This is a genomic window from Candidatus Allofournierella merdipullorum, from assembly GCF_048426865.1.
GTDB classification, from domain to species: domain Bacteria; phylum Bacillota; class Clostridia; order Oscillospirales; family Ruminococcaceae; genus Allofournierella_A; species Allofournierella_A merdipullorum.
On the sequence record NZ_DBFNWJ010000033.1, the window covers coordinates 1 to 24,331 of the forward strand.

The following is a 24,331-nucleotide window of genomic DNA, read 5'->3' on the forward strand; positions in this document are numbered from 1 at the left end:
GAGGTGGAGGACGCCGCCCCCGCCTTCGGCGGCCTGCTCTGGGTAAAGACCGAGGGCAAGTGGGGCGCGGTGGAACTGCCCGGAATAAAGCCGGGGTGCCGTAAGAAAACGGCGCCGGGAAGCGGGCGCTTTTGCGGTATAGCGGCGTCAAAGCGCCTTGACAACCACCAAGGGTGCCTGCGGCGCTTTTCCTTGCGCTCCCATCAAAATCGCTCGCTTCCTGGTGCTGCGCAGTTCTGCCCCAGGATTTTGGATGAAAAAAGCACAAAGAGCGGCCCCTCAAGCCTTGGTGGCTTGGGGAGCCGCTCTGCGTGTTTTATGCGCCAAAATCCTACGGCAGAACCGCCGTTTTCTTATGCCACCCCGGCTAACGGCGCTTTTCCCTTGCGTTCGACCGGGTTTGCCGCTACAATAGAAGCATAGAAAAAACGCGCACCCCGCCGGGCAAGGCCCGACGGGGCGCTGCCTGTTGCCCGAAAACGGCTGTTTTCAGAAAGGGAACCCCATGTTCGACGTCCTCAAAACCACTGCGGAATACAAAAAGCTCAAAAGCCATCTGGCCGTGAAAGGCCCGGCGGCTCTCTTCGGCCTGCCCCCGGCGGGCCGGGCCCAGATGCTGGCGCTGCTGGCGCAGGACAGCCACCGCCCCCTGCTGGCGGTGACCCCCGGCGAGGCCGAGGCCACCCGCCTCGCCGCCGATTTCAGCGCCTTCGGCCTTCCGGCGGCGGTGTTCCCGCCCCGGGATTTTCTGCTGCGGCCCATCGAGGGCGCCGGGCGGGAATACGAATACCGGCGGCTGGCGGTGCTGGGCGATCTGGTGGGCGAACGCCTTTCGGCAGTGTGCGTGCCCGTGGAGGCCCTTTTGCAGTACACCATGCCCAGAGAGGAGTTCTGCTGCAACACCCTGACCTTAAAACCCGGGCTGGAGCTGCCCCTGACCAAACTGGAGGAGCGCCTCTTTGACGCGGGCTACCACCGGCGGGGCCAGGTGGAGGGCCCGGGCCAGTTCAGCGTGCGGGGCGGCATCGTGGACATCTGGCCCCCCGAGGCCAAAAGCCCCGCCCGGTGCGAATACTGGGGCGACGAAATAGACACCCTGGCCACCTTCGACGTGCTCAGCCAGCGGCGGGACGGCGAGCTGGAAAAGCTGCACATCAGCCCCGCCCGGGAGGTGCTGTTCGGCTCCGCCCCCGAGACCGCCGCGGCCCTGCGCAGCGCTTTGGCCAAGGAGAAGGGCCGTCGGGCCGCCGCCATGGAAAAGGCCATGGAAGGCGACCTTGCCCAGCTGGACGCCGGCCTTGTGCCGGAGGCGCTGGACAAATACATGGGCGTGCGCTACGAAAGGCCAGCTACCCTGCTGGACTACTTCGACGAGCCCATCCTGATGCTGGAGGAGCCCAGCGCCATCCGGGAGGCCCAGAAGGCCGCCGCCTTCCGCCGCAGCGAGGAGCTGAAAGGCCTCTATGAGGAGGGGGTGCTCTGCCCCGGGTTGGACGTGCTCTATGAGGACATGCCCTGCCTGCTGGCGGCCGCCCAGAAAAACGCCAGCTTCTGCTGCGAGAACTTTGCCCGCACCATGCCGGGGCTGAAACTGAAAGAGATCATCAACGCCCCCGCCCACGCCCGCCCGCCCTTCTCCGGCGAGGTGGCCGCGCTGGCGGAGGATCTGGAAAACCTCACCCGCCAGGGCTACGCGGTGGACCTGCTGGCGGGCACCGAGCGCGCCGCCGCGGCCCTGGCCAAGGACCTGGTGAACAAGGGCTTCCGGGCGGGCACCGCCAAAGACATGGTGGCCAGCCCCGGGGCGGTGGCGGTGCGGGTGGGCCACACCAGCGCCGGCGCGGAGTACCCCTTTGCCCGCTATGCCCTGCTCACCAGCCGCCGGGCGGGGGAGAGCGAAAAGAAAAAGCCCGCCCGCAAGAAGGATAAAAACGCCCTTTCCAGTCTCACCGACATCACGCCCGGCGATTATGTGGTGCATCAGAACCACGGCATCGGCATGTACACCGGCATCCAGCGGCTGGAAGTGCAGGGCGTGGTGAAGGACTATCTGAAACTGCTCTACGACAAGGGCGACACCCTGTATGTGCCGGTGACCCAGCTGGACCTGCTCAGCCGCTACACCGCCCCCGGCGACGAGGAAAAGGTGAAGCTGGCGCGGCTGGGGGGCCAGGAGTGGACCCGCACCCGCCGCAAGGTGAAGGCGGCCGCCGCCGAGATGGCCCAGGAGCTCATCGCCCTGTACGCCAAGCGCCAGCAGGCCAAGGGCACCGCCTTCCCGCCGGACGGCGACTGGCAGCGGGACTTTGAGACCCGCTTTGAATACGACGAGACCGCCGACCAGCTGGCGGCGGCCGCTGAAATTAAAAAGGACATGGAGAACCCCTGGCCCATGGACCGGCTGCTCTGCGGCGACGTGGGCGTGGGCAAGACGGAGGTGGCCCTGCGGGCGGCCTTCAAGTGCGTGATGGGCGGCAAGCAGTGCGCCATTCTGGCCCCCACCACCATCCTGGCCTGGCAGCACTACAGCAATATGCTGGCCCGGATGGAGGCGTTCCCCATCCAGCTGGGGCTGCTCTCCCGCTTCCGCACCAAAAAGCAGCAGGAGGAGACCATCAAGGGCCTGCGGGCCGGCACGGTGGACATCGTGGTGGGCACCCACCGGCTGCTCAGCGACGACATCAAGTTCCACGACTTAGGGCTCGTCATCATCGACGAGGAACAGCGCTTCGGCGTCAAGCACAAGGAAAAGCTGAAAGAAGCCTTCATCGGGGTGGATATGCTCACCCTCTCGGCCACCCCCATCCCCCGCACCCTGAACATGGCCATGAGCGGCATCCGGGACATGAGCACCATCGAGGAGCCGCCGGTGGAGCGCCAGCCCATCGAGACTTATGTGATGGAGTACGACCCGGTCATCGTGGCCGAGGCCATCAAAAAGGAGCTGGCCCGGGGCGGGCAGGTCTATTACCTGCACAACCGGGTGGACAGCATCGAGGCCACCGCCGCCATGGTGGGCCGCATGGCCCCCGGCGCCCGGGTGGGCGTTGCCCACGGCAAGATGACCGAGGAACAGCTGGGCAAGGTGTGGCGGCAGCTGCTGGACGCGGAAATTGACGTGCTGGTGTGCACCACCCTCATCGAGACGGGCGTGGACGTGCGCAACTGCAACACCCTCATCATCGAGGACGCCGACCGCATGGGCCTGGCCCAGCTGTATCAGATTCGGGGCCGGGTGGGCCGCTCCGGCCGCAAGGCCTACGCCTACTTCACCTTCCGGCGGGACAAGGTGCTCACCGACGTGGCGGCAAAGCGCCTTTCCGCCATCCGGGAGTTCACCAGCTTCGGCTCCGGCTTCCGCATCGCCATGCGCGATCTGCAAATTCGGGGCGCGGGCAGCCTTCTGGGCCAGAGCCAGCACGGCCACATGCAGGCGGTGGGCTATGACCTTTATATGAAGATCCTCGCCGGGGCGGTGGCGCTGGCCAAGGGCGAGGCCCCGCCGCCGGACAAGGCGGACTGCCTCATCGACATCACGGTGGACGCCTACATCCCCGACAGCTACATCCCCGAAGCGGCGGGCCGCATCGAGGCCTACAAGCGCATCGCCGCCATCGAGACCGCCGAGGACGCCTCCGACGTGCTGGACGAACTCATCGACCGCTACGGCGATGTACCAAAGAGCGTGTCCGGCCTTGTGGACATCTCCCTCATCCGGGTCACGGCGGCCAAGGCGGGGGTGTATGAAATCGGCCAGAAGCGGGACACCCTGCTGCTCTATTCCGACAAGCTCACCCCCGCCGCCATCAAGGCCGCCACGGCGGCGCTGCCCGGCCGGGTGATGGTGAACGCGGGCACAAAGCCCTATCTGGCGGTGCGGGTGGACCGGGGCGAAGCGCCGCTGACCGCGCTGCGTGCGGTGCTGGAAGCTCTTGTGAACGACTGCTGAGAACGGTATAATAAAGAAAAAGCCGCCCTGCGGGCGGCGGGCGCGGACTCTGCGGATGGATGCGCCCGAAAAAGGGGAGAGACAAGGCGATGAAGATATTGTGTTCCAACTGCGGCCTTCGCTACGACCCGGCGGCGTCGGAGGGCGTGTGCCCCTACTGCGGGCGCTACAACGAGGCTCCGCCGGAGGCCTATGCCCCCGAGGCGGCTCAGCCCGCCCCCGAAGAGGAAGAGGTGTTGTGGACCCCGCCCGCGCCGGCGCGCCGGCGCACCAGCCGGACGGCTCTGGTGCTGTTCCTGCTGTTTTTGGCGGTGTTCGGGGCGGAGTGCGTGATTTTCCCGCTGGTCACCGGAGCCGCCAAAGCCGGGCAGTCGAAAGCCTCCTATGTGCCCGCCGCCGCAGTGACCAGCGCGGCCCAGAACGAAGCCTTCGGCTTCGGACCCGCCGGCCGTCAGGTGCTGGTGGGCGCCGCCGAGACCCTGGGCGAGGTGCGGGGCGTGGAACAGGGCAGCGAACTGGTGCGGGTCTGGTGTGAGGTGGACAAGGAGCAGGACTACCGCTCCGACTGGGCCTCCGACGCCTATCTGCAGGCGGGGGACGTCTGGTATCCCGCCGTCCAGACCTACGACCTGGAGCAGTTCTACCCGGAGCTGGCGGCCGAGGCGCTGGACCCCTATGCCCTGCAGGGCTCTTCCATGGACGAGGGCTGGCTCTATTTCCTGATCCCCCAGGGGGCGGGAGAGTGCACCCTCTGGCTCCAGTGCCAGAGTCTTGACCGGGACTATGACATCAGCGAAGTGGCCATGACCGGCATTGCGCTGACGGTGGAGGAAGGGAGCGTGAGCGGCGAATGAAACGAGAGAACAGCCGTCCGGGCTTTTTGATGTGGGCGCTGGCCGCCCTGGCGCTGGCCGCCGCCGCGGCCCGGTTCGTGGTGGGCATGGCCGGGCTGGACGACGCCCGCTACGCCGGTGACTGGAACGTGAGCGCCGACGCCCTCAGCGTGACCGCCATCGACACCCCCGAGTGGGGCGACACCTTCTATGACTATTATCAGGTGAGCTTTGAGCTGACCAACAACAGCCAGCGGGCGGTGGATCTGGACGAATACGCCTTCAGCATCGTCCCGGAGAAGGGCGACAAGTGGGCCGCCCGCTTTGACTTCGCCGCCGACAGCGAGGCCGCCTACACCCTGCGGCCCAAGGTGCCCCAGGGCTGCACCGCCCCGGTGAGCATGGTGCTGCGGGTGGACCCGGCGGAGGTGGAGAGCAGCACCCTGGACCTTTTCTTCGAGGACTATGCCGGCGGCATCCCGCTGGGCCAGATCACCCTTCCCTGAAATCAGCCGCAAAAGCGGCCCCGGGATTCCCGGGGCCGCTTTTTTTGCACCCTAAAAAGATTTTATCTTCGTTCATAGTTTCTTCATATCGAGCGGATATGCTATAAACATGAAACAAGGCGGCTTGCCGCCATTCCTTGTGCCCGCCGCGCGGGCAAATCTATCCGAGAAGGCGGTGTTTTATGAAGACACGCGGGCCCAAAAACCCCAACAAGGTGCTTCTTTATTACTGCATCGGCGCGCTGGTGGCGCTGCTGGTGTTCAACTGGCTCATCTTCCCCCAGATGATGCGGGGAGCGGTGACCGAAGTGACCTACAACCAGTTCCTCTCCGACCTGGACGCGGGGAAGGTGGTGGCCGTGGAGGAGGATTCCTCCGCCGGCACCATCACTTATCAGATGAAGGACGAAAACGGGCGGGACCGCATCTGCCAGACCGCTATCGTCAGCGACCCCGACCGGGTGGACCGCATCCTGTCCTCCACCGGCCCCGACGGGCAGGCGGTGCAGTACGGCGGCGTGGTGCCCACCCAGGCGTCCCCCGCCATGAACCTTTTGTTCGGCGTGGTGCTGCCGGTCATCGTCATGGTGGCGGCGGGGCAGCTGCTCATGCGCTATATGTCCAAAAAGATGGGCGGCCCCAACGCCATGAGCTTCGGCAAGTCCACCGCAAAGGTGTATGTGGAGGCCCAGACCGGCAAGACCTTTGCCGACGTGGCCGGCCAGGACGAGGCCAAGGAGGCCCTGGCCGAGATCGTGGACTTTTTGCACAACCCCGGCAAGTACAACAGCATCGGCGCAACCCTGCCCAAGGGCGCGCTGCTGGTGGGCCCTCCGGGCACCGGCAAGACCCTGCTGGCCAAGGCGGTGGCGGGCGAGGCCCATGTGCCCTTCTTCTCCATCTCCGGCTCGGAGTTCGTGGAGATGTTCGTGGGCATGGGCGCGGCCCGTGTGCGTGACCTGTTCCGCCAGGCTGCCCAGAAAGCCCCCTGCATCGTGTTCATCGACGAGATCGACACCATCGGCAAAAGCCGCGACGGCGCCGGAGGCATCGGCGGCAACGACGAGCGGGAGCAGACCCTCAACCAGCTGCTCACCGAGATGGACGGCTTCGACGGCTCCAAGGGCGTTATCATCCTGGCCGCCACCAACCGCCCCGAAACGCTGGACAAGGCCCTGCTGCGTCCCGGCCGGTTTGACCGGCGCATCCCGGTGGAACTGCCCGACCTTGAGGGCCGCGCCGCCATCCTGAAGGTGCACGCCCGCAAGGTGATGATGGACGAGAACGTGGACTACATGGCCATCGCCCGGGCCACCTCCGGCGCCTCCGGCGCGGAGCTGGCCAACATGGTCAACGAGGCGGCGCTGCTGGCGGTGAAGAACGGCCGGCGCATCGTGCGCCAGAGCGACCTGGAAGAAGCGGTGGAAACGGTCATCGCCGGCTACCAGCGCAAGAACAAGGTGCTCAGCCAGAAGGAAAAGCGCATCGTTGCCTACCACGAGATCGGCCACGCCCTGGTGGCCGCCAAACAGACCAACAGCGCCCCCGTGACGAAAATCACCATCGTGCCCCGCACCTCCGGGGCCCTGGGCTACACCATGCAGGTGCCCCAGGAGGAGACGAACCTCCTCAGCCGGGAGGAGGCGCTGAACAAAATTGCCACCTTCACCGGCGGCCGCGCCGCCGAGGAACTCATTTTCGGCAGCTACACCTCCGGCGCGTCCAACGACATCGAGCAGGCCACCCGCCTGGCCCGGTCGATGGTCACCCGGTTGGGCATGAGCCGCCAGTTCGACATGATGGCTCTGGAGACCACTGCCGGCAAGTACCTCAACGCCGACTCCACCCTGGCCTGCAGCGAGGGCACCGCCGAGAAGATCGACGAAGAGGTGCTCTCCATCATCAAGGGCGCCCACGAAAAGGCCATCAACATCCTCAAGGAGAACATCGACAAGCTCCACGAGCTGGCCGCCTTTTTGATGGAGCGGGAAAGCATCACCGGCGAGGAATTCATGGAAATTCTGAACCGCCAGCCCCTGCCCGAACAAGCAAACTAGTAAACCCCTCCCGCCGCCCCCAAAGGGCGGCGGGATTTTTTGTTGGTTGTAAGGCGGCCTTCCTTCCCGTATAATGAAAGAAGCTGAAAAACGGGAGGGAACGGGACGTGATGAAACGATTTCTGGCTTTGGCGCTGACCCTTGCGGTGTCGCTGACCATGGCTTTTTCCGCCGCCGCAGGCTGGGAACCGCCGGAGGGTGCGGTGAACGCCGAAGCGGTGGTGCTCTACAATGTGGACACCGACACCGTGGTGTACGAGAAGAACGCTCACGAGGAGCGGGCCGCCGCCAGCCTCACCAAGATGATGACCGGCCTGCTGCTGGCGGAGAGCGGCGAGGACCTGTCCCAGACCTTCACCATCCCCGAGGGCCTCGCGGCGGAGTTCGACCGCATCCAGGCGGAGAACGGCTCGGACGCGGACCTGAAGATCGGCGAGACGGTCACGCTGGAAAGCCTGCTCTATGCCTGCCTTCTGCCCAGCGGCAACGACGCCGCCAGCGCCATCGCCTATTACCTGGGCAATGGGGACATGCAGGCCTTCTTTGACAAAATGAACGCCCGGGCCGCCGAGCTGGGCTGCGAGAACACCAACTTCACCTGCGCCCACGGCCTCTACGGCCTGGAATACGGCAACCACTCCACCGCCTGGGATATGTTCCTCATCGCCCGGGCCTTCCGGGAAAACGACCTGCTGATGGAGGTGGTCACCCAGACCGGCTACTGGATGCCCCTCACCAACCTGCACACAGAGGCAAAAAGCGCCGACGCCCCGGCGGGCGCGGCCTATTATGTGGGCACCACCAACGTGATGCAGCTGCCGGACCAGGCGCTCTACCGCCCCTACATCCGGGGCATCAAGACCGGCTTCACCGACGAGGCGGGCCGGTGCTTCGCCTCCAGCGCCGAGTCGGGCGGCATGACCTGGCTGATGGTGGTGATGGGCGCGCCCATCCAGCTGGCGGAAGACGGCTTCAACTACGCGTTTCACACCACCGCCGATCTCTACGACTGGGCGCTGGTGAACTTCTGGCCGGTGGAGCTGCCCAACACCGAGACCCCCGTGGCCAGCGTGCCGGTGAAATGGTGCGCCGAGAGCGAGACGGTGAGCCTCTACGCCGCCTCCACCCTCACCACCCTGCAATGCGCCGACAGCACCGTGGAGGTGGTGGCCGAGGAACTGCCCCAAACGCTGGAGGCCCCGGTGGAGGCCGGGCAGGCGGCGGGGCGGGCCGCCGTCTATGTGGACGGCGAGCGCGTCGGAACGGTGGAGCTGGTCACCGGCAGCGCCTGCCGGCGCAGCGGGTGGCTCTATTATAAGGAGCAGCTGGCCCCCTTCGCTCCCGTGCTCATCGGGGCGGCGGTGCTGCTGGCGCTGGCGGTCCTGCTGGCGGCGGCCCGGAGCGCGAAACGGCGCAAAAAGGCTGCCCGCCCCCGCTGAACTACAGTCTGAAAAGGGCGCGTCCCCCTTCGGGGACGCGCCCTTTTGTGCACCTCCACAGAAATTTCACAGGTTTTTCCGGCTGATTTCACAATCTCCCCGTAGAATACACCGTAGCGTTCGCCCTTTTCGGGCGGCACAAAGAGAACATGGGGGAATTGTTGTATGAATAAGATCAAGACAGCCTGCGCGGGCGTCGCCGCCTTTGCGGGCCGCCACAAAAAGGCGGCGGTCGTTCTGGCGCTGCTGGTGGTGGCCGCCGTGGCCGCCGCTCTTCTGCTGCCCCGGCGCGCCGGCCGCGGGGCCGTGCTGCCCGCCGTGGGCGGCAGCTATGTGCGCACCGTCACCCTGCAGAAGGGCACGCTGGAAGACTCCATCAGCGCCACCGGCACGGTGCAGAGCAGCGAGGTGTCCAACGTGACCACCGACCTGAAATACACCGTCAAAACGGTGGACGTGCAGGTGGGCGATTCGGTGGAAGCCGGCGACGTCATCTGCACCCTGGACACCTCCGACCTGGAGGAGAGCATCCAAAAACTGCAGGAGAGCCTGGCCGAGACCAAGGCCAGCGCTCAAAAGCAGTATGAAAAGGCCCAGGCCAGCCTCACCGAAGCGGAGGAAAACGTGCGCAAGGCCTACGACACCATGAAGGAAAAGGAGTCCGCCCGGGATTCCGCAAAAAGCGCCTACGACGCCGCCAACGCCTCGGTGAGCGGCTATCAGGCGGCGGTGGACTCCGCCAATGCCGACTTGCTGACCAAGCTGAACGCCCGGCAGGCGGCGCTGAACGCCTGGCTTGCCCTGGGCGGCTCGGTGGACGCGAACGGCGACCCGGTGGACCCGCCCGCGCCCAGTGCCGAACCCGCGCCCAGTGCGGAGCCCGACGGCGGGGAACAGCCGGCCACCTTTGCCCTGACGGCGGAGCAGGAGGCGGCAAAGGCCGCGCTGCAGACGGCAAACAGCGAGTACAAGACCGCCGAGCAGGCGCTGCAGACGGCCCAGGCCAACCTGCAGACCGCCCAGTCCGCCTCCAATTATAACGCCCTGTCCGGCGCCTACACCCAGGCTGAGAGCGCCTACGAGCAGGCAAAGACCGCCTACGACACCGCGGTCAAGACCAGCGAGACCGCCGAGGAGACCCGGGACACCGCTCTGGAAAACTACAACAAAGCCGGCGAGAGCGACGAGCTGGAAGAGCTGCAGTCTCAGCTGGAAAAATGCACCCTGAAGGCCGAGACCGCCGGCAAAGTCACCGCGGTGAACGCCACCGTGGGCAGCGTCATCGAGGGCGCTGCCGCCACCATTCAGAACACCGACAGCCTCAAGATCTCCATCTCCATCGCCGAGTATGACATCGACAGCGTCAGCGAGGGCATGCGGGCGATCATCACCAGCGACGTGATCGACGGCGAGATCAATGGCACCCTCACCCAGATCTCGCCCACCGCCTCCGGCGGCGGTTCCTCCTCCAGCACCTTCTCCGCCGAGGTGACGGTGGACGACGAGAACAGCGGCCTGCTCATCGGCACCAACGCCAAGGTGCAGATCATCCAGTCCACCACCGAGAACGTGTTCACCGTCCCGCTGGACGCCATTGAGGAAAAGGAGGACGGCACCTCCGTCATCTATGTGCGCACCGGCGAGGAGGACGGCGAGCCGGTCTTTGAAGAAGTGCAGGTGGTGGTGGGCGCCACCAACGACTACTACGCCGAGATCAGCGGCATCGACCTGGAAGAGGGGATGATCGTGCGCGCCTCCGCCAGCCTGGAAGAGGCCACCGAAGAGGTGAGCGGCTCCTCTGACATGATGATGATGGGCGGCGGCGAAGTGGTCATCGCCGCGCCCGCCGACGGCGGCGCGACCATGCCCGCAGGCGGCGGTGGCGGCAACATGGGCGGCGGCCGGCCCGGGATGGGAGGCTGACGAGATGCAGCAGCCCATCATTGAAATGCACGGCATCGTCAAACGCTATTACATCGGCAAACCCAACGAACTGGAGATCCTCCACGGCATCGACCTGACGGTGCATCAGGGGGAGTTCGTGGCCATCGTGGGCGAGAGCGGCAGCGGCAAATCCACCCTGATGAACATCATCGGCGTGCTGGACCGCCCCACCGAGGGCAGCTATGTCCTGGACGGGGTGGACGTGGGCAAAGCCAAAGACAGCGCCCTTTCCGACATCCGCAACCGCAAGATAGGCTTCGTGTTCCAGACCTTCAACCTCATCGGGCGCACCAGCGCCCAGAAAAACGTGGAGCTGCCCCTGCTCTACGCCCGGGTGCCCGCCCGCCAGCGGGCAAAGCGGGCGAAGGAACTGCTGGAGCAGGTGGGCATGAGCGAACGGGCCACCCACGAGCCCAACGAACTTTCCGGCGGCCAGAAACAGCGGGTGGCCATCGCCCGGGCGCTGGCGAACGAGCCGGCGCTGCTTCTGGCGGACGAACCCACCGGCGCGCTGGACTCCACCACCAGCCGCACCGTGATGGACATCTTCCGCGATCTGCACCGCCAGGGCATGACCATCGTGCTCATCACCCACAGCCAGCAGCTGGCGGAGGAATGCCAGCGCATCCTCACCCTGCAGGACGGGCGCATCATCGGTGAGCGAAAGGGGGCGGGCCGTCATGCTTGACAACATCCGCATGGCTTTCACAAGCCTCTGGGCCAACAAAATGCGCGCCCTGCTCACCATGCTGGGCATCATCATCGGCATCGGCTCGGTCATCGCCATCGTCACGGTGGGCGACTCCCTCTCCGGCTCCCTCACCGACAGCCTTCAGAGCTTCGGCGTGAACAACATCACCGTCAGCCTGCAGCAGAAGACCGAAAGCGATTCCGGCGGGGTGCGGATGTTCGCCATGACCCAGCCCTCCGAGGAGGACCGCATCACCGACGCGATGCTGGAGGAATACACCGACGTCTACGGCGACAGCATCCAGTCGGTGGCGCTGGAGAGCAGCCTCGGCATGGGCACAGTGGGCAGCGGCGAGGATACCGCCTCGGTGCAGGTGACGGGGGTGAACGGCGACTACGCCGACGCCAACGGTCTGGAACTGCTCTGCGGCCGCTTCATCAAGGACTCGGACGGCGAGCGTCAGCTGGCGGTGGTCAGCGACCTTGCCTGCGAAACGCTCTTCGGCCGCGCCGACGCCTCGGTGCTGGGCCAGAGCTTTCAGGTCACGGTGGGCCAGAAACTGCTCACCTTCTATGTGGCGGGCGTCTATGAATACGACGACAGCGGCTACTTCAGCATGACCGGCGAGGACCCGGTCACCGGCATGTACATCCCCCTGGCCGCGGCGCAGAAGCTGGGCGAGACGGGGGAGGGCTATCAGGACTTCACCGTGGTGGCCGCCGCCGGCACCGACACCGCCGCCTTCCTGGAGGAGACGGAGGCCTTTTTCTCCAGCTTCTACACCCGCAACGAGAGCTGGACCGTCACCGCCACCAGCATGGAGAGCCTCATCGAGGAGATGACCAGCATGCTGGACACCGTCAAACTGGCCATCAGCGCCATCGCCGCCATCAGCCTGCTGGTGGGCGGCATCGGCGTGATGAACATCATGCTGGTGAGCATCACCGAGCGCACCCGGGAGATCGGCACCCGCAAGGCCCTGGGCGCCCGACGCAGCGACATCCGCCTGCAGTTCATCACCGAGGCGGTGGTCATCTGCCTGGTGGGCGGCGCGCTGGGCGTGGCCTTGGGCGTGGCCCTGGGCAGCGCCGGCGCGTCCCTGCTGGGCTACGCCGCAAAACCCAGCCTTTCCGCCATTCTGGTGGCGGTGGGCTTCTCCATGGCCATCGGCGTGTTCTTCGGTTATTACCCGGCCAATAAAGCCGCCAAACTGGACCCCATCGACGCGCTGCGCTATGAGTGAGCGCGGCTGCCTCTTGCCAAGCATGATATAATTATAGTGTACCCCGCCGCGGGGCCAGCCGAAACAGGGCAGGCCCCGCGGCGGTCGTTCTTGGACAAGAGAAGGAGAGTGATACGATGTTTTTTGCTATGGGTAAGAAACGGGCGGCCGCGGCCGTTCTGGCAGTCGTTTTTGCGCTGGCGCTGACCGGCTGCGCCGCAAAGCCGGTGCCGGTGGACCCGACGCCCTATCTGTCGGTGGAGTTCTCCGGCATGAGCGGAGAGGGCACCGCCGCGTGGAGCTTTGACAGTGAGGGCTTTGCCGCCGCCTGCGGCGAAGACGTGAAGGACGCCGCGGGCCTGGCGGCCTGTGTGGACGGCAGCCTGGACAAAGCCGAGGGCCTTTCCAACGGCGACACCGTCACCTTCCGGTGGAACTGCGACGCCGACACGGCGCAGCAAGAGCACAACGCTGTTCTCGCCCCCGAGGACGCCACCTTCACAGTGGAGGGCCTGGACGAGTGGGTGACCGCTCTGGACCAGATCGGCCAGACCGACTGGGACACCCTGGCGGCTGCCGGCGAGGATGCGCTGCGCCAGCGTGAGGGCGACGCCATCACCGGGGCGGAGTGCCTGGGCGGCTATATGCTGGTGCGCCAGGACGTCAGCAGCGAGATGGTGGACGTCCACAATATGCTCTATGCGGCCTACAAGGTCGAGGCGCAGCTGCCGGACGGCAGCTCCCTGACCTACTACGCCGGCGTCGGCTTTGGGGACCTGGTGCTCCACGGCGACGGCTCGGTGGAGGTCACCGGCGACTACGGCTTTATGGCCTACGGCAACATCGACGTGAAGGCGGGCGGCGACTACTACAACTTCACCGGCTTCGAGACGCTGGAGGACATGAACACGGAGTGCATCGACGGATACCAGGGGATGTACTCGGTGGAGTCCAACGTGACCGAAGCGGCTGCGTGAGAAATGAAAAAAGCGTCCTCCCCGGCGGGAGGACGCTTTTTTTGTGTCAGCTGTTTCGCCGCAGTCCTTCGTTCAGCTGCCGCGCCGTGCGGCGTGCGGCGGCCCAGCCGGCCAGCCAGAAGACCAGGAACAGCGCGAGGAAGATGGCGGAATAGCCCAGAAAGCCCGCGAGGCTGTGCTCCATCCAGTGAGCCAGCCAGGCGGAGGGCAGCATCGCCAGCGAAGCGCCCAGAAAGTATACGGCGGTCTGCTTGGCACAGCCCCAGTCCTCCCGCCGCCATACCAGCGACAGGGCGGAGAACGCCGCGCCGATGCCCGCGCAAAGCAGCGCCTGCACCGCCACGGCCCCGGCCTCGCTGCCCACGGCCTCGGCCATGGCCGGCATCACGGCCAGATACTCGCCGCCGCCCCAGCAAAAGGACAGAAGGATGGTGATGGCGTAGCCGATGGCCAGACCCACCGGCGCGCCCTGCGCCGCGTAACGAAGCACTTTTTTCATCGTAAACACCTCATATCCCCAGGATTTGTTTGATGGCGGGCACATACCGGCGGGATACATAGCTGGCCCCGCCGTTTTTCAGCCGCACGCAGATGGTGCCGGAAAGGCTTGTGTCGAAGCTTTCCGCCCAGTCCAGATTCACCAGCTCCGAGTGGGAGATGCGCACGAACCGCCGCCCCGCAAGCCGGGCTTCCGCCTCGTACAGCCGCATCCGCAGCAGATACTCGCCCTTTTCCGCCACGGCGTACACCTTGCCCGCCGCGGCATACACCCGCGCCAGAGCGTCCGGGTCCAGCACCTCCAGCCGGCCCGCCCGCTCGCCGCACAAAAGGGGCGGCTGTTCGCTCAGACGGCGCAGCAGCTGCTCCACCTCGCTTGTCACGGCGGCGGTGCGAAGGGTCAGTTCCGGCTCGGTGCAGGCCGCGTCCAGCACAACTTCCACTTTCATCTCCATCGCCTCCCTGTACTGCCATTATAAAGAAAGGGCGGGGCAATGCCAACGGTTTTTCCACAGTCGGTCGCTTTTGGCCCACAGTCGGCGTTTTTTCTTTGCACCGGGGGGCAAAGTGTGTTATGCTTTGCTTAAAATAAAAGGAGGGGTGCAACATGGGTTATACCTTCGGATTCATCGGCGCCGGCAACATGGGCGGCGCGCTGGCCCGGGCGGCCTGCCGCTGGCGGCCGGAGCAGGTGGTGCTCACCGACCGCACGCTGGACAAGGCGGTGGCCCTGGCCGAGGAGCTGGACTGCGACATCGCCATGGACAACGACGCCGTGGCCCGGGAAGCAAAATTTATCTTTTTGGGGGTCAAGCCCCAGATGATGGCGGACATGCTGGCCACCCTTGCGCCCACGCTGGAAGAGCGGGGCGGGGGATATGTGCTGGTGAGCATGGCAGCCGGCCTCACCATTGCCCGGCTGGAGGAGATGCTGGGCTTTGAAGCGCCCATCCTGCGCATCATGCCCAACACTCCCGCCGCCATCGGCGAGGGGATGATCCTCTATGCCGCCAACGACCGGGTGGCCGCCGCCGACGTGGAGGAGTTCTGCGACAAGATGGTGGGCGCGGGCCGGTTCGACGCGCTGGACGAGCGCCTCATCGACGCGGCCAGCTCGGTGTCCGGCTGCGGGCCGGCCTTCGTGTGTCAGTTCATCGAGGCTTTGGCGGACGGCGGCGTGGCCTGCGGCCTGCCCCGGCCCAAGGCCATGGAATACGCCGCCCAGACGCTGGTGGGCGCGGCGGGCATGGTGCTGGCCACCGGCCGCCATCCCGGCCAGCTGAAGGACGAAGTGTGCAGCCCCGGCGGCAGCACCATCGCCGGAGTCTACGCGCTGGAAAAGGGCGGCCTGCGGGCGGCGGTGATGAGCGCCGTGCTGGAGAGTTTTGAGAAGAACAAGGAGCTGGGCAAACAATGAGCGGGCTTGGGATTCGTCTTGTGGGGCTGGACATCGACGGCACCCTGCTGAACAGCGCCGGGCATCTGACCCCGCGCACCGAAGAGGCCATCCGGGCCTGCATTGCCGCGGGCTGCCATGTGGTGCCTGCCACCGGGCGGCCCTGGAGCGGCCTGCCGAAGGAGTTCACCTCCATCCCCGGGGTGGACTGGGCCGTCACCGCCAACGGCGCCACCCTGGTGGACCTGGCCGCCGGGCAGGTGGCCGAGCGCAGCTGGATGAGCCGGGAGGACTGGCTCTTCGCCTGGGACCTCACCGCCGGGTTTGACCGGGTGATGGACCTGTTCCTGGACGGCTGGGGCTACAGCGACGAAGCGAAGCTGGCCCGGGCGGAGGAGTGGGCCGCTCCCGGCATGGCGGACTACATCCGCCGCAGCCGCCGGGCGGTGGAGGACGTGCACGCCCTGGCCTGCCGGCACGCGGACATCGAAAAGGCAAACCTCTTTTTCACCCGGCCGGCCCAGCGCCTGGAGGCCTGGCGCCTGCTGGAGGAGAGCGGCCGCTTTGAGGTGAGCAGCTCCAGCTCCGTGGGCATCGAGCTGAACGCCAAAGGGGTGGACAAGGCCGAGGGCCTGTTCGCACTGGGGCGGCGGCTGGGCATCGAACCCGCCCACATCATGGCCTGCGGCGATTCGGGCAACGACCTGCCCATGCTGCGCCGGGCCGGGGCGGGGGTGGCCATGGGCAACGCCGCTCCCGGGGTAAAGTCGGCGGCTCGCTTCGTCACCGACTCGAACGACAACGACGGCGTGGCCAAAGCGCTGGAGCGCTTCGTGCTGGGCTGCTGAAACAAAAAGCCCCTCTTTTCCCGGGAAAAGAGGGGCTTTTTATTGTGCGGAAGAAGGGGCTTGCCCCGGCGGGCGGTTTGTGCTATCCTCAATACCGTGCGGCAAAAAGGGGCCGCAACTCGAAACAGGGAAGTGACCTCTTTATGCTGGACTGGCTGCCGCTCTCTTTGCCGGCAATGCTGTTTTTGTGCGCGATGGTGGGGCTTGCGGGCTTTGTGGACGCCGCCGCGGGCGGCGGCGGGCTGATCGCCCTGCCCGCCTACATGGCGGTGGGCCTGCCCATGCACTATGTCTATGGCTGCAACAAGCTTTCGTCGGCGGTGGGCACCACCTTTTCCACCGCCCGGTTCTTCAAAAACGGCGCGCTGGAGCTCAAGGTGGGCCTTGCGGCGGCCGCGGCCAGCTTCCTGGGCAGCGCCCTGGCCAGCCAGGTGGTGCTGCTCTTGCCGGACGCCTCCCTCAAACTCATCCTGCTGGTGATGCTGCCGGTGGCGGCGGGCATCATCCTCACCCGGCGGGACCTGACGGGCCCTGACCGCCCCGCCCTGCGCGACGGGGCAGGCAAGTGGTGGAAGGCGGCGGCCATCGGCTTTTTCATCGGCGGCTACGACGGCCTCATCGGCCCCGGCACCGGCACCTTTGCCATTCTGGCCTTCTGCGTGCTCATGGGCTACGATCTGCGCAGCGCCTCCGGCAATGCCAAGCTTTTGAATCTGGCCAGCAACTACGCCTCGGTCATCACCATGGTCACCGCGGGCAAGGTGCTCTACGCCGTGGCCCTGCCGGCGGCGGTGTTCGGCATCATCGGCCATCTGCTGGGTAGCGGCATGGCGCTGAAAAAGGGCGCGAAGTTCATCCGCCCCATGATGCTCTGCGTGCTGGTCCTCTTGCTGGCGGATATGGTCGCGGAACTGTTCGCATAAAATAAAAGAGCGCGGGAAATGTTCCCGCGCTCTTTTCAGTTTTTCAGTTTGCTCAGGTAGCGGTAGATGGTCGCCTCGCTGGAGCCCAGCTGGGCCGCCACCTCGCTCACCGCGCCCTTCAAATGGAACAGCCCCGCCTGCTGCAGCGCCTCCACAATGCGGATCTTTTCCTCCATGGTCAGCCGGCTGCTGGGCAGGCCCGTACGCCCGGTGACCTCCTCGATGGCCCCCCGCACCACGTCGGGGATGTTGCTCACAAAGATCTCGGTGCTCTGGGCAGAGCCTTCCTCGTCCTCGCCGGCGGGCGGGCAGCTCACCGGCGGCAGGCCGCACATCGACAGCACCGCGTTGGCCGCCTGCACGCCCCGGGAGGGGTCAAAGTTGATGCACAGCATGCCGATCACCCGGCCCTCTTCGTCCTTGATGAACATGGTGGAGGAGCGCAGATGCCCGTTCTTGCGGGACACGCCCCGGTAGCCCACTTTGTAATCGTGCTGCTCATACTCCTTGTCCGCCAGAAAGCGCAGGGCCAGCGCGGTCAAAGGCGCGCCCATGCTGCGGCCGCTGATGTGGCCGTTGGCGATGGCCACGATGGCGTTGTTGCCCTCGCTCAGGTCGTGCAGCACCACTTCGTAGTCGCTGCCCAGCGCCTGGCCCAGAAACTCCACCAACGTTTTGTACTGCTCCAGAATGATATGCATATCCGGACACCCCTTTTTCGCGCCGGAACGACGGCGCGCATTGCGTGCAAACGGCTCGTTTTTCTGATAAAATAGTGAGTCGAAACCAGTATAACATTCGTACACTCAAAATGCAAACCGCCGCGGAAAAAGCAAGAAGCCGTCAGCACAATTAACAAATTTTTCATAAATACTTGGGCATTGTGATAATAATAAATTATCACGGTGAGGAATTATTGACATACCCTTTAAAAGTGTTAAAATGAAAGTGAAAAGCCGGGCGAATGTGCCGGCGTCGATGGAAAAATGCGCGGGGATCTCCGCGCCGGAGCAGCGGCCCGGCCGCCGCGGGCTCCGCCGTTCACGGGCCGAAGAGAGAACAGGAGAGCGAGAGTATGGACAAGACGATGTTCTTCCGAATTTTGAACAGCGAAATGGAGCTGGCCACCGGCTGTACCGAGCCGGGCGCCGTCGCCCTCACCGGCGCTTACGCGGGCGCCGAGCTGAACAAGCGGGGCGAGGTGATCCGGCGTATGGAAGTCAACGCCTCCACCAACATCCTGAAGAACGCCATGGCCGCCGGCATCCCCGGCACCAAGTACACCGGCATGGGCTACGCCGCCGCCATCGGCGCCTGCGCGGCCGCTCCGGAAAAGCAGCTGGAAGTCATCAACGGCGTTTCGGACGATGTTTACAAAGCTGCCGAGCTTCTGGTGGAGAGCGGCAAGGTCACTGTGGGCCATGCCGATGTGCCCCAGAAACTGTACATCGAAGTCATTGTGTACGGCGACACCCACACCGCCCGCGCGGTCATCGCCGACCTGCATACCAACCTGATCGCCCTCGAGGCGGACGGCGAGAACGTGATGACCGAGGGCGGCGCTGCCGCCGGCGGTAGCGACAAGGACGTGGTCACGCCTGAAGAGATCGCCGAGTTCCTGACCCTGCGCAAGATCTATGATTTCTGCGACAAGGAACTGGACCCCATGAACGACCCCATCGACATTATCCGCAGCGCGGTGAGCGTGAACAGCGCCATCTGCGAGAAGGGCCTGGAGAAGGAGTACGGCCTGGCCATCGGCCCCGGCCTGCAGCGCAACTGCCGCGACGGCCTCATGACCTGGGACATGGTGACCAACTCCATGATGGTCACCGCCGCCGGCGCTGACGCCCGTATGGCCGGCGCACCCTACTCCGTCGTGGCCAACTCCGGCAGCGGCAACCAGGGCATCACCGCCACCATGCCCACCGTGGCTCTGGCCCGCTGGAAGGGCATTTCCGAGGAAAAGATGCTCCGTGCCGTGACCATGAGCCATCTGGTGGCCATCCGCATCAAGTCCAAGTTCGGCCGCTTGAGCGCCCTGTGCGGCGCCACCGTGGCGGGCACCGGCTCCGCCTGCGCCATTACTTACCTGCTGGGCGGCGACTATGATGCCGTTTGCCGTGCGGTGCCCAACATGATCGGCAACGTGGCCGGCATGCTGTGCGACGGCGCCAAGGCCGACTGCGCGCTGAAGATCTCGTCCTGCGTCAATGCCGCTTTCCAGGCCGCCTTCATGGCCCTGCGCGGCGTGCGGGTGCAGAACACCGACGGCATCGTGGAGACTGACCCCGAGTACACCATCGACAACTTTGCCGAATTGGGCAATCAGGGTTCCGGCCCTCTGGACGCTGCCATCCTGAAAATGATGCTCAATAAACGCTGAGGAGAGCCTTGAGAAGGGACCCCCTCGCAAGCATTGGGAGAGAAGACTTACACAAGCAAAGAGAGGAATTTTGTATGAAAAAGTTTATGACAAGTTTGCCGGCGCGGCTTTTGCTGGCAATCATCATCGGTATCGTTTTGGGTCTGGTCATTCCTGAGGCCGGCTGGGGCGCCAGCGTGATGCAGGTGGTCGTTACCCTGAAGTACATCATGAGCCAGCTCATCAACTTCTGCGTGCCGCTCATCATCATCGGCTTCATCGCCCCCTCTATCACCAAGCTGGGCAACAGCGCCACCAAGATGCTGGGCGTGGCTATCATCATCGCCTACGTTTCCAGCGTGCTGGCCGCTTTCATGTCCATGATCGCCGGCTTCGGCATCATCCCCAACCTGAACATCGCCAACTCCACCGAGGGCCTGCGTGATCTGCCCGAAGTGGCCTTCCAGCTGAACATCCCCCAGATCATGCCCGTTATGAGCGCTCTGGTGTTCAGCGTGCTGATCGGTCTGGCCGCTGTGTGGACCAAGGCCGGCACCACCACCAAGGTGCTCGCCGAGTTCCAGGACATCGTTCTGGACATCGTTAAGAAGGTCGTTATCCCCATCCTGCCCTTCTTCATCGCCACCACCTTCCTGGGCCTGGCCTGGGAGGGCTCCATCACCAAGCAGCTGCCCGTGTTCCTGATCGTTATCGTCATCGTCATGATCGGCCACTACATCTGGCTGGCTGTTCTGTACGGTGTTGCCGGCGCCTACTCCGGCAAGAACCCCTGGGAAGTGCTGAAGCACTACGGCCCCGCCTACCTGACCGCCGTGGGCACCATGTCCAGCGCCGCCACCCTGGCTGTGGCTCTGCAGTGCGCCGGCAAGAGCAAGAACCTGCGCAAAGACATGGTCAACTTCGGCATCCCCCTGTTCGCCAACATCCATCTTTGCGGCTCTGTTCTGACCGAGGTCTTCTTCGTGATGACCGTTTCCAAGGTGCTCTACGGTGAGCTGCCTGCTCTGGGCACCATGATCCTGTTCTGCGTGCTGCTGGGCGTCTTCGCCATCGGCGCGCCTGGCGTGCCCGGCGGCACCGTCATGGCTTCTCTGGGCCTGATCACCGGCGTCCTGGGCTTTGGCGAGGACGGCACCGCTCTGATGCTGGCCGTGTTCGCTCTGCAGGACAGCTTCGGCACCGCCTGCAACGTCACCGGCGACGGCGCTCTGACCCTGATCCTGACCGGCTATGCCGAGAAGCATCACATGGCTGAGCAGACCGCTACCGTCGATCTGTAAATTCCAACCGGGGTCCCTTCTCTCTCACCCCTCCTCATAAACGCCAGACCCCCGGCCTTACGGCCGGGGGTCTGGCAATTTTTTTGGTTTCAGGCGGCCGCCCGGTCGCGGGTGCGCTCGGCGGCTTTCAGCGCCCCGTAAAGCAGCGCCGCGTCGATGGGCAGCTTGATGATGTTCTTGATGATCTTCACCGAACTGAAGACCACAAAGGCCTGGCCGTACATCATGTGGAGCCACAGCGGGGTGAGCAGGAAGTTGATGAGCAGCGTCACCGTCAGGCAGGCGCCCACCGCCAGCAGCGGCCGGGGCCGGCGCTTGTAGAACCACAGCCCGTAGATGAAGCCCAGCAGGAACTGGTTGAAGGTGAACCCAATGAAAAAGCCGCCGTTGGGCCGCAAAAAATAACTCAGCAGGTCCACCGCCACCCCGGCGGTGCCTGCCACCCAAGGGCCGCACAGCGCCGCGCAAAGCGCCGTGGCCAGAAAGGCGAAGCCGATCTCCAGCACCGGGCTCACCTCAAAGGTGAAAAGCCGGTCGATGATGACCGCCGCGCCGGTGAGAAGCCCCGCCATCACAAGACTGCGGGTGCGGCCGAACTCGGCCAGACTGTCCACAAGCTGGACTTTCAAAGGAAAACGCATACAAAAAACCTCCTTCAAAATGCGGCGTGCCGCATAATTGAAAGAGGCTTACGGCCGAAAAAGATGCAAAAAAGCGCGGAGCGCCCCTTTGCAAACTCGGCCCCGCGCGTTACAGTTATGCAGCAGCGGGATGCAAAGCCGGCACCGCGGGCGAAAGGCCCTTCGTCCGCCCCGCAACTCCCCGTCGGGTCGGCACTTGACGCGCTGGCTTTTACTCTGCAAGGCCCATTATACAGGCTGCCCCGGCCTTTTACAATCCCCGCGGGCAAAGAAATTTGAATTGTTCACAAAAACGGTGTACACTATTGGATAGAGCGCTCAGACGCGCATGTATCTTTTAAAAAGGAGGGAACTCCCTTGAAATTTTCCGAAATGCCTTATACCCGGCCCAATGCGGCCCAGACGGTGGACCGCTACCGCGATATGGCCCGGCGGGCCGAGGCGGCGGCCTCCGGCAAGGAGCTGGTGGACCTGTTCCGCCTGCACACCCAGCTGGATGACGGCTTCGCCACTGCCTACCGGCTGGCCCAGATCCGTCACACGCTGGACACCCGCGACGAATTCTACGACGGGGAAAACGACTTCTTCGACAATGCCGCCCCTGAGGTGAGCAACGCGCAGCTGGCCTTCTACCGGGCCGTGCTGGGCAACGAGCACAAGCAGGCCCTGGCCGAGGCCTACGCGCCCATCCTGCTGGACAAGATGGAGCTGGCGGTGAGCGCCGCCTCCGACGAGGTGCTGGAGCTGATGCAGCAGGAGAATGCTCTCTCCAGCCGCTACCAGAAGATCAAGGCGGGCGCGCAGGTGGAGTTCGACGGCAAGACCCTCACCCTGCCGGGCCTCGACCCCTACAAGCAGAGCCTGGACCGGGCGGTGCGCAAGGCCGCCTTTGAGGCCGAGGGCGGCTTCTACGACCGCAACCGGGAAGAACTGGACGACATCTACACCAAGATGATCGAAAACCGCAACGCCCAGGCCCGCAAACTGGGCTACGACAGCTATGTGCCCCTGTCCTACAAGCGGATGGGCCGCCTGGGCTACGGCCCCAAAGAGGTGGCAAGCTTCCGGGACCAGGTGGCGAAGTACGTCACCCCGCTGGCCCATGAGTCCATGAAGGCCCAGTTCGCCCGCGCCGGCATCCGTGACGCCAAGTTCTACGACGGCACCGTCTGCTTTGCCGACGGCAACCCCACCCCTGTGGGCACCGCCGACCAGCTGCTGGCCAAAGCGGTGCAGATGTACACCGAGCTCAGCCCCGAGACCGCCCGCTTCATCCGCTTCATGAACGAGAGCGAGCTGTTCGATCTGGTCAGCCGCCCCGGCAAGGCCACCGGCGGCTACTGCGAGACCATCCCCGCCTACGGCGCGCCTTTTGTGTTCTCCAACTTCAACGGCACATCCGGCGACGTGGACGTGCTCACCCACGAGGCGGGCCACGCCTTCCAGGCCTGGGTGGCCGCGGGCCAGGGCATGTGCCAGGAGCTGGCCAGCCCCAGCATGGAGAGCTGCGAGATCCACAGCATGTCCATGGAGTTCCTCACCGCCCCCTGGCACCACCTGTTCTTCGGCGGCGACGCGCGGGCTACCGCCAAGTACGCCCTGGCCCACGCCGAGGACGCCCTGACCTTCCTGCCCTACGGCTGCATGGTGGACGAGTTCCAGCACATCGTCTACGCCCAGCCCCACCTCACCGCCGACGAGCGCAACGGCGTCTGGCTGGAGCTGGAGCGCAAGTACCGTCCCTGGAACGACTTCGAGACCCTGCCCTTCTACAGCCGGGGCGCGGGCTGGCAGCGGCAGCTGCACATCTACGAGGCGCCCTTCTACTATATCGACTACTGCCTGGCCCAGATGGCGGCGCTGCAGTTCTTCGCTGCCTCCCTCAACGACCGGGACGACGCCTGGCAGCGGTATCTGGCGCTGGTGAAGAAGGCCGGCTCCGACACCTACGCCGGCCTGGTGAGCGCCGCGGGCTTCGCGGTGCCCTTCGAGCAGGGCGCCATCGAGCCGGTGGCCAAGCAGGTGGCCGACTGGTGCGCTCAGAAAAACCGGGAACTGGCCTGATCCGAACCTTCTCTGCCGCCCCGGCCAAGCGCCGGGGCGGCTTTTTCTCTTATGTAATGTATAGGGAAGGGCCCTTTGGGCCATGCTTTTCCCGGACGGCGGAAATTTTTTCAAAAAACTTGAAAAAAGGTGTTGACTTTTGCGTTGCATGCTCGTATAATACTGTCTTGCGCCCCCCGAAAGGCCGCCGGCTCCGCCGGATGTCTCAACGGGCCGCCTCAAAAAAATCGCAAAAAGTCTTGACAAACAAAACTCGATGCGATATAATAAACAGGCTGCTCCGCTAAGGGGTAAGCGCAGAGGACCTTGAAAATTGAACAATAAGAAGAACTTGAAGGACCCTTTTTGAGTGTGGAAAACACTTTAAAAATTCCAAAAGTAATTCACAGGACGCAAGCGATTGTGTCTGAGAATACAGCGATTTAAATTCAGAGTAATCTGGTTTAGATACCATTTTATAAAGAGTTTGATCCTGGCTCAGGACGAACGCTGGCGGCGCGCCGAACACATGCAAGTCGAACGGAGTTATTTCAGCAGAAGCTTTCGGGTGGACGCAGGAATAACTTAGTGGCGAACGGGTGAGTAACACGTGAGGAACCTGCCCTGGAGTGGGGGACAACAGTTGGAAACGACTGCTAATACCGCATAAGCCCACAGCACCGCATGGTGCAGAGGGA

The 24,331-nt window shown here is 64.6% G+C and carries 19 protein-coding genes, 1 rRNA gene and 1 riboswitch; of the genes, 16 read left to right on the plus strand and 4 right to left on the minus strand.

Going from position 1 to position 24,331, the window contains the following annotated elements:
• The first annotated feature begins 505 nt into the window (after positions 1 to 505).
• The 9 genes from mfd to ACMNAY_RS05575 all read left to right on the plus strand — a co-directional run bounded on the left by mfd (position 506) and on the right by ACMNAY_RS05575 (position 13,618).
• Positions 506 to 3,949 carry a transcription-repair coupling factor gene (gene mfd / locus ACMNAY_RS05535; RefSeq protein ID WP_418718699.1) on the plus strand — a complete coding sequence of 1,148 codons (3,444 nt, stop codon included), beginning with the start codon at positions 506 to 508 and terminating at the stop codon, positions 3,947 to 3,949.
• A gap of 89 nt (positions 3,950 to 4,038) precedes the next feature.
• Complete coding sequence (locus tag ACMNAY_RS05540; RefSeq protein ID WP_418718700.1) at positions 4,039 to 4,803, plus strand: hypothetical protein; 765 nt, start codon at positions 4,039 to 4,041, stop codon at positions 4,801 to 4,803.
• Positions 4,800 to 5,288 carry a hypothetical protein gene (locus tag ACMNAY_RS05545; protein ID WP_418718701.1) on the plus strand — a complete coding sequence of 163 codons (489 nt, stop codon included), beginning with the start codon at positions 4,800 to 4,802 and terminating at the stop codon, positions 5,286 to 5,288. The genes ACMNAY_RS05540 and ACMNAY_RS05545 overlap by 4 nt, the downstream gene beginning before the upstream one ends.
• 182 nt (positions 5,289 to 5,470) lie before the next feature.
• Positions 5,471 to 7,345, plus strand: a complete 1,875-nt coding sequence (gene ftsH / locus ACMNAY_RS05550) for an ATP-dependent zinc metalloprotease FtsH (RefSeq protein ID WP_418718702.1) — start codon at positions 5,471 to 5,473, stop codon at positions 7,343 to 7,345.
• Positions 7,346 to 7,455: 110 nt separating this feature from the next.
• Positions 7,456 to 8,784 (plus strand): D-alanyl-D-alanine carboxypeptidase family protein, encoded by a 1,329-nt coding sequence (locus tag ACMNAY_RS05555; RefSeq protein ID WP_418718703.1) that lies wholly within the window; start codon positions 7,456 to 7,458, stop codon positions 8,782 to 8,784.
• A gap of 165 nt (positions 8,785 to 8,949) precedes the next feature.
• Complete coding sequence (locus ACMNAY_RS05560; RefSeq protein ID WP_418718704.1) at positions 8,950 to 10,707, plus strand: HlyD family efflux transporter periplasmic adaptor subunit; 1,758 nt, start codon at positions 8,950 to 8,952, stop codon at positions 10,705 to 10,707.
• 4 nt (positions 10,708 to 10,711) lie between these two features.
• Positions 10,712 to 11,416 carry an ABC transporter ATP-binding protein gene (locus ACMNAY_RS05565; RefSeq protein ID WP_418718705.1) on the plus strand — a complete coding sequence of 235 codons (705 nt, stop codon included), beginning with the start codon at positions 10,712 to 10,714 and terminating at the stop codon, positions 11,414 to 11,416.
• Positions 11,409 to 12,662: an ABC transporter permease gene (locus ACMNAY_RS05570; RefSeq protein WP_418718706.1), complete on the plus strand. Its 1,254-nt coding sequence runs from the start codon at positions 11,409 to 11,411 to the stop codon at positions 12,660 to 12,662. Before ACMNAY_RS05565 ends, ACMNAY_RS05570 begins: the two co-directional genes overlap by 8 nt.
• A 128-nt stretch (positions 12,663 to 12,790) precedes the next feature.
• On the plus strand, positions 12,791 to 13,618 hold the full coding sequence (locus ACMNAY_RS05575) for a hypothetical protein (RefSeq protein WP_418718707.1): 828 nt from the start codon (positions 12,791 to 12,793) through the stop codon (positions 13,616 to 13,618).
• Positions 13,619 to 13,664: 46 nt separating this feature from the next.
• Here the strand turns inward: ACMNAY_RS05575 and ACMNAY_RS05580 are convergent, their stop codons facing one another.
• Together ACMNAY_RS05580 and ACMNAY_RS05585 are read right to left on the minus strand one after the other, a co-directional pair.
• A complete protein-coding gene (locus ACMNAY_RS05580) occupies positions 13,665 to 14,117 on the minus strand; it encodes a DUF3021 domain-containing protein (protein WP_418718708.1) in 453 nt (150 codons plus the stop codon).
• Between the two features lie 10 nt (positions 14,118 to 14,127).
• Positions 14,128 to 14,565, minus strand: a complete 438-nt coding sequence (locus tag ACMNAY_RS05585) for a LytTR family DNA-binding domain-containing protein (RefSeq protein WP_394976865.1) — start codon at positions 14,563 to 14,565, stop codon at positions 14,128 to 14,130.
• 158 nt (positions 14,566 to 14,723) lie between these two features.
• On the opposite strand from ACMNAY_RS05585, the gene proC reads away from it, so the two are divergent.
• The 3 genes from proC (at position 14,724) to ACMNAY_RS05600 (ending at position 17,283) form a co-directional block, all read left to right on the plus strand.
• Positions 14,724 to 15,533, plus strand: a complete 810-nt coding sequence (gene proC / locus ACMNAY_RS05590; RefSeq protein ID WP_418718709.1) for a pyrroline-5-carboxylate reductase — start codon at positions 14,724 to 14,726, stop codon at positions 15,531 to 15,533.
• On the plus strand, positions 15,530 to 16,360 hold the full coding sequence (locus ACMNAY_RS05595; protein WP_418718710.1) for a Cof-type HAD-IIB family hydrolase: 831 nt from the start codon (positions 15,530 to 15,532) through the stop codon (positions 16,358 to 16,360). The genes proC and ACMNAY_RS05595 overlap by 4 nt, the downstream gene beginning before the upstream one ends.
• Before the next feature lie 143 nt (positions 16,361 to 16,503).
• On the plus strand, positions 16,504 to 17,283 hold the full coding sequence (locus ACMNAY_RS05600) for a sulfite exporter TauE/SafE family protein (protein ID WP_418718711.1): 780 nt from the start codon (positions 16,504 to 16,506) through the stop codon (positions 17,281 to 17,283).
• Between the two features lie 35 nt (positions 17,284 to 17,318).
• Here ACMNAY_RS05600 and ACMNAY_RS05605 read toward each other — a convergent pair whose 3' ends face one another.
• Positions 17,319 to 17,984 (minus strand): helix-turn-helix transcriptional regulator, encoded by a 666-nt coding sequence (locus tag ACMNAY_RS05605; protein WP_418718712.1) that lies wholly within the window; start codon positions 17,982 to 17,984, stop codon positions 17,319 to 17,321.
• A gap of 374 nt (positions 17,985 to 18,358) precedes the next feature.
• Between ACMNAY_RS05605 and ACMNAY_RS05610 the strand changes: the two genes are divergently transcribed.
• Positions 18,359 to 19,669 (plus strand): serine dehydratase subunit alpha family protein, encoded by a 1,311-nt coding sequence (locus tag ACMNAY_RS05610; protein ID WP_418718713.1) that lies wholly within the window; start codon positions 18,359 to 18,361, stop codon positions 19,667 to 19,669.
• A 74-nt stretch (positions 19,670 to 19,743) separates the two neighbouring features.
• Positions 19,744 to 20,949, plus strand: coding sequence for a dicarboxylate/amino acid:cation symporter (locus ACMNAY_RS05615; RefSeq protein WP_418718714.1), 1,206 nt, complete (start codon positions 19,744 to 19,746; stop codon positions 20,947 to 20,949).
• An 89-nt stretch (positions 20,950 to 21,038) separates the two neighbouring features.
• Here ACMNAY_RS05615 and ACMNAY_RS05620 read toward each other — a convergent pair whose 3' ends face one another.
• Complete coding sequence (locus tag ACMNAY_RS05620) at positions 21,039 to 21,590, minus strand: folate family ECF transporter S component (RefSeq protein ID WP_394976859.1); 552 nt, start codon at positions 21,588 to 21,590, stop codon at positions 21,039 to 21,041.
• Positions 21,591 to 21,711: 121 nt separating this feature from the next.
• A riboswitch (THF riboswitch) is annotated at positions 21,712 to 21,811 on the minus strand.
• A 136-nt stretch (positions 21,812 to 21,947) separates the two neighbouring features.
• Between ACMNAY_RS05620 and ACMNAY_RS05625 the strand changes: the two genes are divergently transcribed.
• Positions 21,948 to 23,654, plus strand: coding sequence for a M3 family oligoendopeptidase (locus ACMNAY_RS05625; protein WP_418718715.1), 1,707 nt, complete (start codon positions 21,948 to 21,950; stop codon positions 23,652 to 23,654).
• A gap of 454 nt (positions 23,655 to 24,108) precedes the next feature.
• Positions 24,109 to 24,331, plus strand: a 16S ribosomal RNA gene (locus tag ACMNAY_RS05630); the annotation flags it as partial.

Coding starts and splice junctions, on each gene's coding strand:
- mfd (WP_418718699.1), top strand. CDS start 506: ATGTTCGACGTCCTCAAAACCACTGCGGAATACAAAAAGCTCAAAAGC.
- ACMNAY_RS05540 (WP_418718700.1), top strand. CDS start 4,039: ATGAAGATATTGTGTTCCAACTGCGGCCTTCGCTACGACCCGGCGGCG.
- ACMNAY_RS05545 (WP_418718701.1), top strand. CDS start 4,800: ATGAAACGAGAGAACAGCCGTCCGGGCTTTTTGATGTGGGCGCTGGCC.
- ftsH (WP_418718702.1), top strand. CDS start 5,471: ATGAAGACACGCGGGCCCAAAAACCCCAACAAGGTGCTTCTTTATTAC.
- ACMNAY_RS05555 (WP_418718703.1), top strand. CDS start 7,456: ATGAAACGATTTCTGGCTTTGGCGCTGACCCTTGCGGTGTCGCTGACC.
- ACMNAY_RS05560 (WP_418718704.1), top strand. CDS start 8,950: ATGAATAAGATCAAGACAGCCTGCGCGGGCGTCGCCGCCTTTGCGGGC.
- ACMNAY_RS05565 (WP_418718705.1), top strand. CDS start 10,712: ATGCAGCAGCCCATCATTGAAATGCACGGCATCGTCAAACGCTATTAC.
- ACMNAY_RS05570 (WP_418718706.1), top strand. CDS start 11,409: ATGCTTGACAACATCCGCATGGCTTTCACAAGCCTCTGGGCCAACAAA.
- ACMNAY_RS05575 (WP_418718707.1), top strand. CDS start 12,791: ATGGGTAAGAAACGGGCGGCCGCGGCCGTTCTGGCAGTCGTTTTTGCG.
- ACMNAY_RS05580 (WP_418718708.1), bottom strand. CDS start 14,117: ATGAAAAAAGTGCTTCGTTACGCGGCGCAGGGCGCGCCGGTGGGTCTG.
- ACMNAY_RS05585 (WP_394976865.1), bottom strand. CDS start 14,565: ATGAAAGTGGAAGTTGTGCTGGACGCGGCCTGCACCGAGCCGGAACTG.
- proC (WP_418718709.1), top strand. CDS start 14,724: ATGGGTTATACCTTCGGATTCATCGGCGCCGGCAACATGGGCGGCGCG.
- ACMNAY_RS05595 (WP_418718710.1), top strand. CDS start 15,530: ATGAGCGGGCTTGGGATTCGTCTTGTGGGGCTGGACATCGACGGCACC.
- ACMNAY_RS05600 (WP_418718711.1), top strand. CDS start 16,504: ATGCTGGACTGGCTGCCGCTCTCTTTGCCGGCAATGCTGTTTTTGTGC.
- ACMNAY_RS05605 (WP_418718712.1), bottom strand. CDS start 17,984: ATGCATATCATTCTGGAGCAGTACAAAACGTTGGTGGAGTTTCTGGGC.
- ACMNAY_RS05610 (WP_418718713.1), top strand. CDS start 18,359: ATGGACAAGACGATGTTCTTCCGAATTTTGAACAGCGAAATGGAGCTG.
- ACMNAY_RS05615 (WP_418718714.1), top strand. CDS start 19,744: ATGAAAAAGTTTATGACAAGTTTGCCGGCGCGGCTTTTGCTGGCAATC.
- ACMNAY_RS05620 (WP_394976859.1), bottom strand. CDS start 21,590: ATGCGTTTTCCTTTGAAAGTCCAGCTTGTGGACAGTCTGGCCGAGTTC.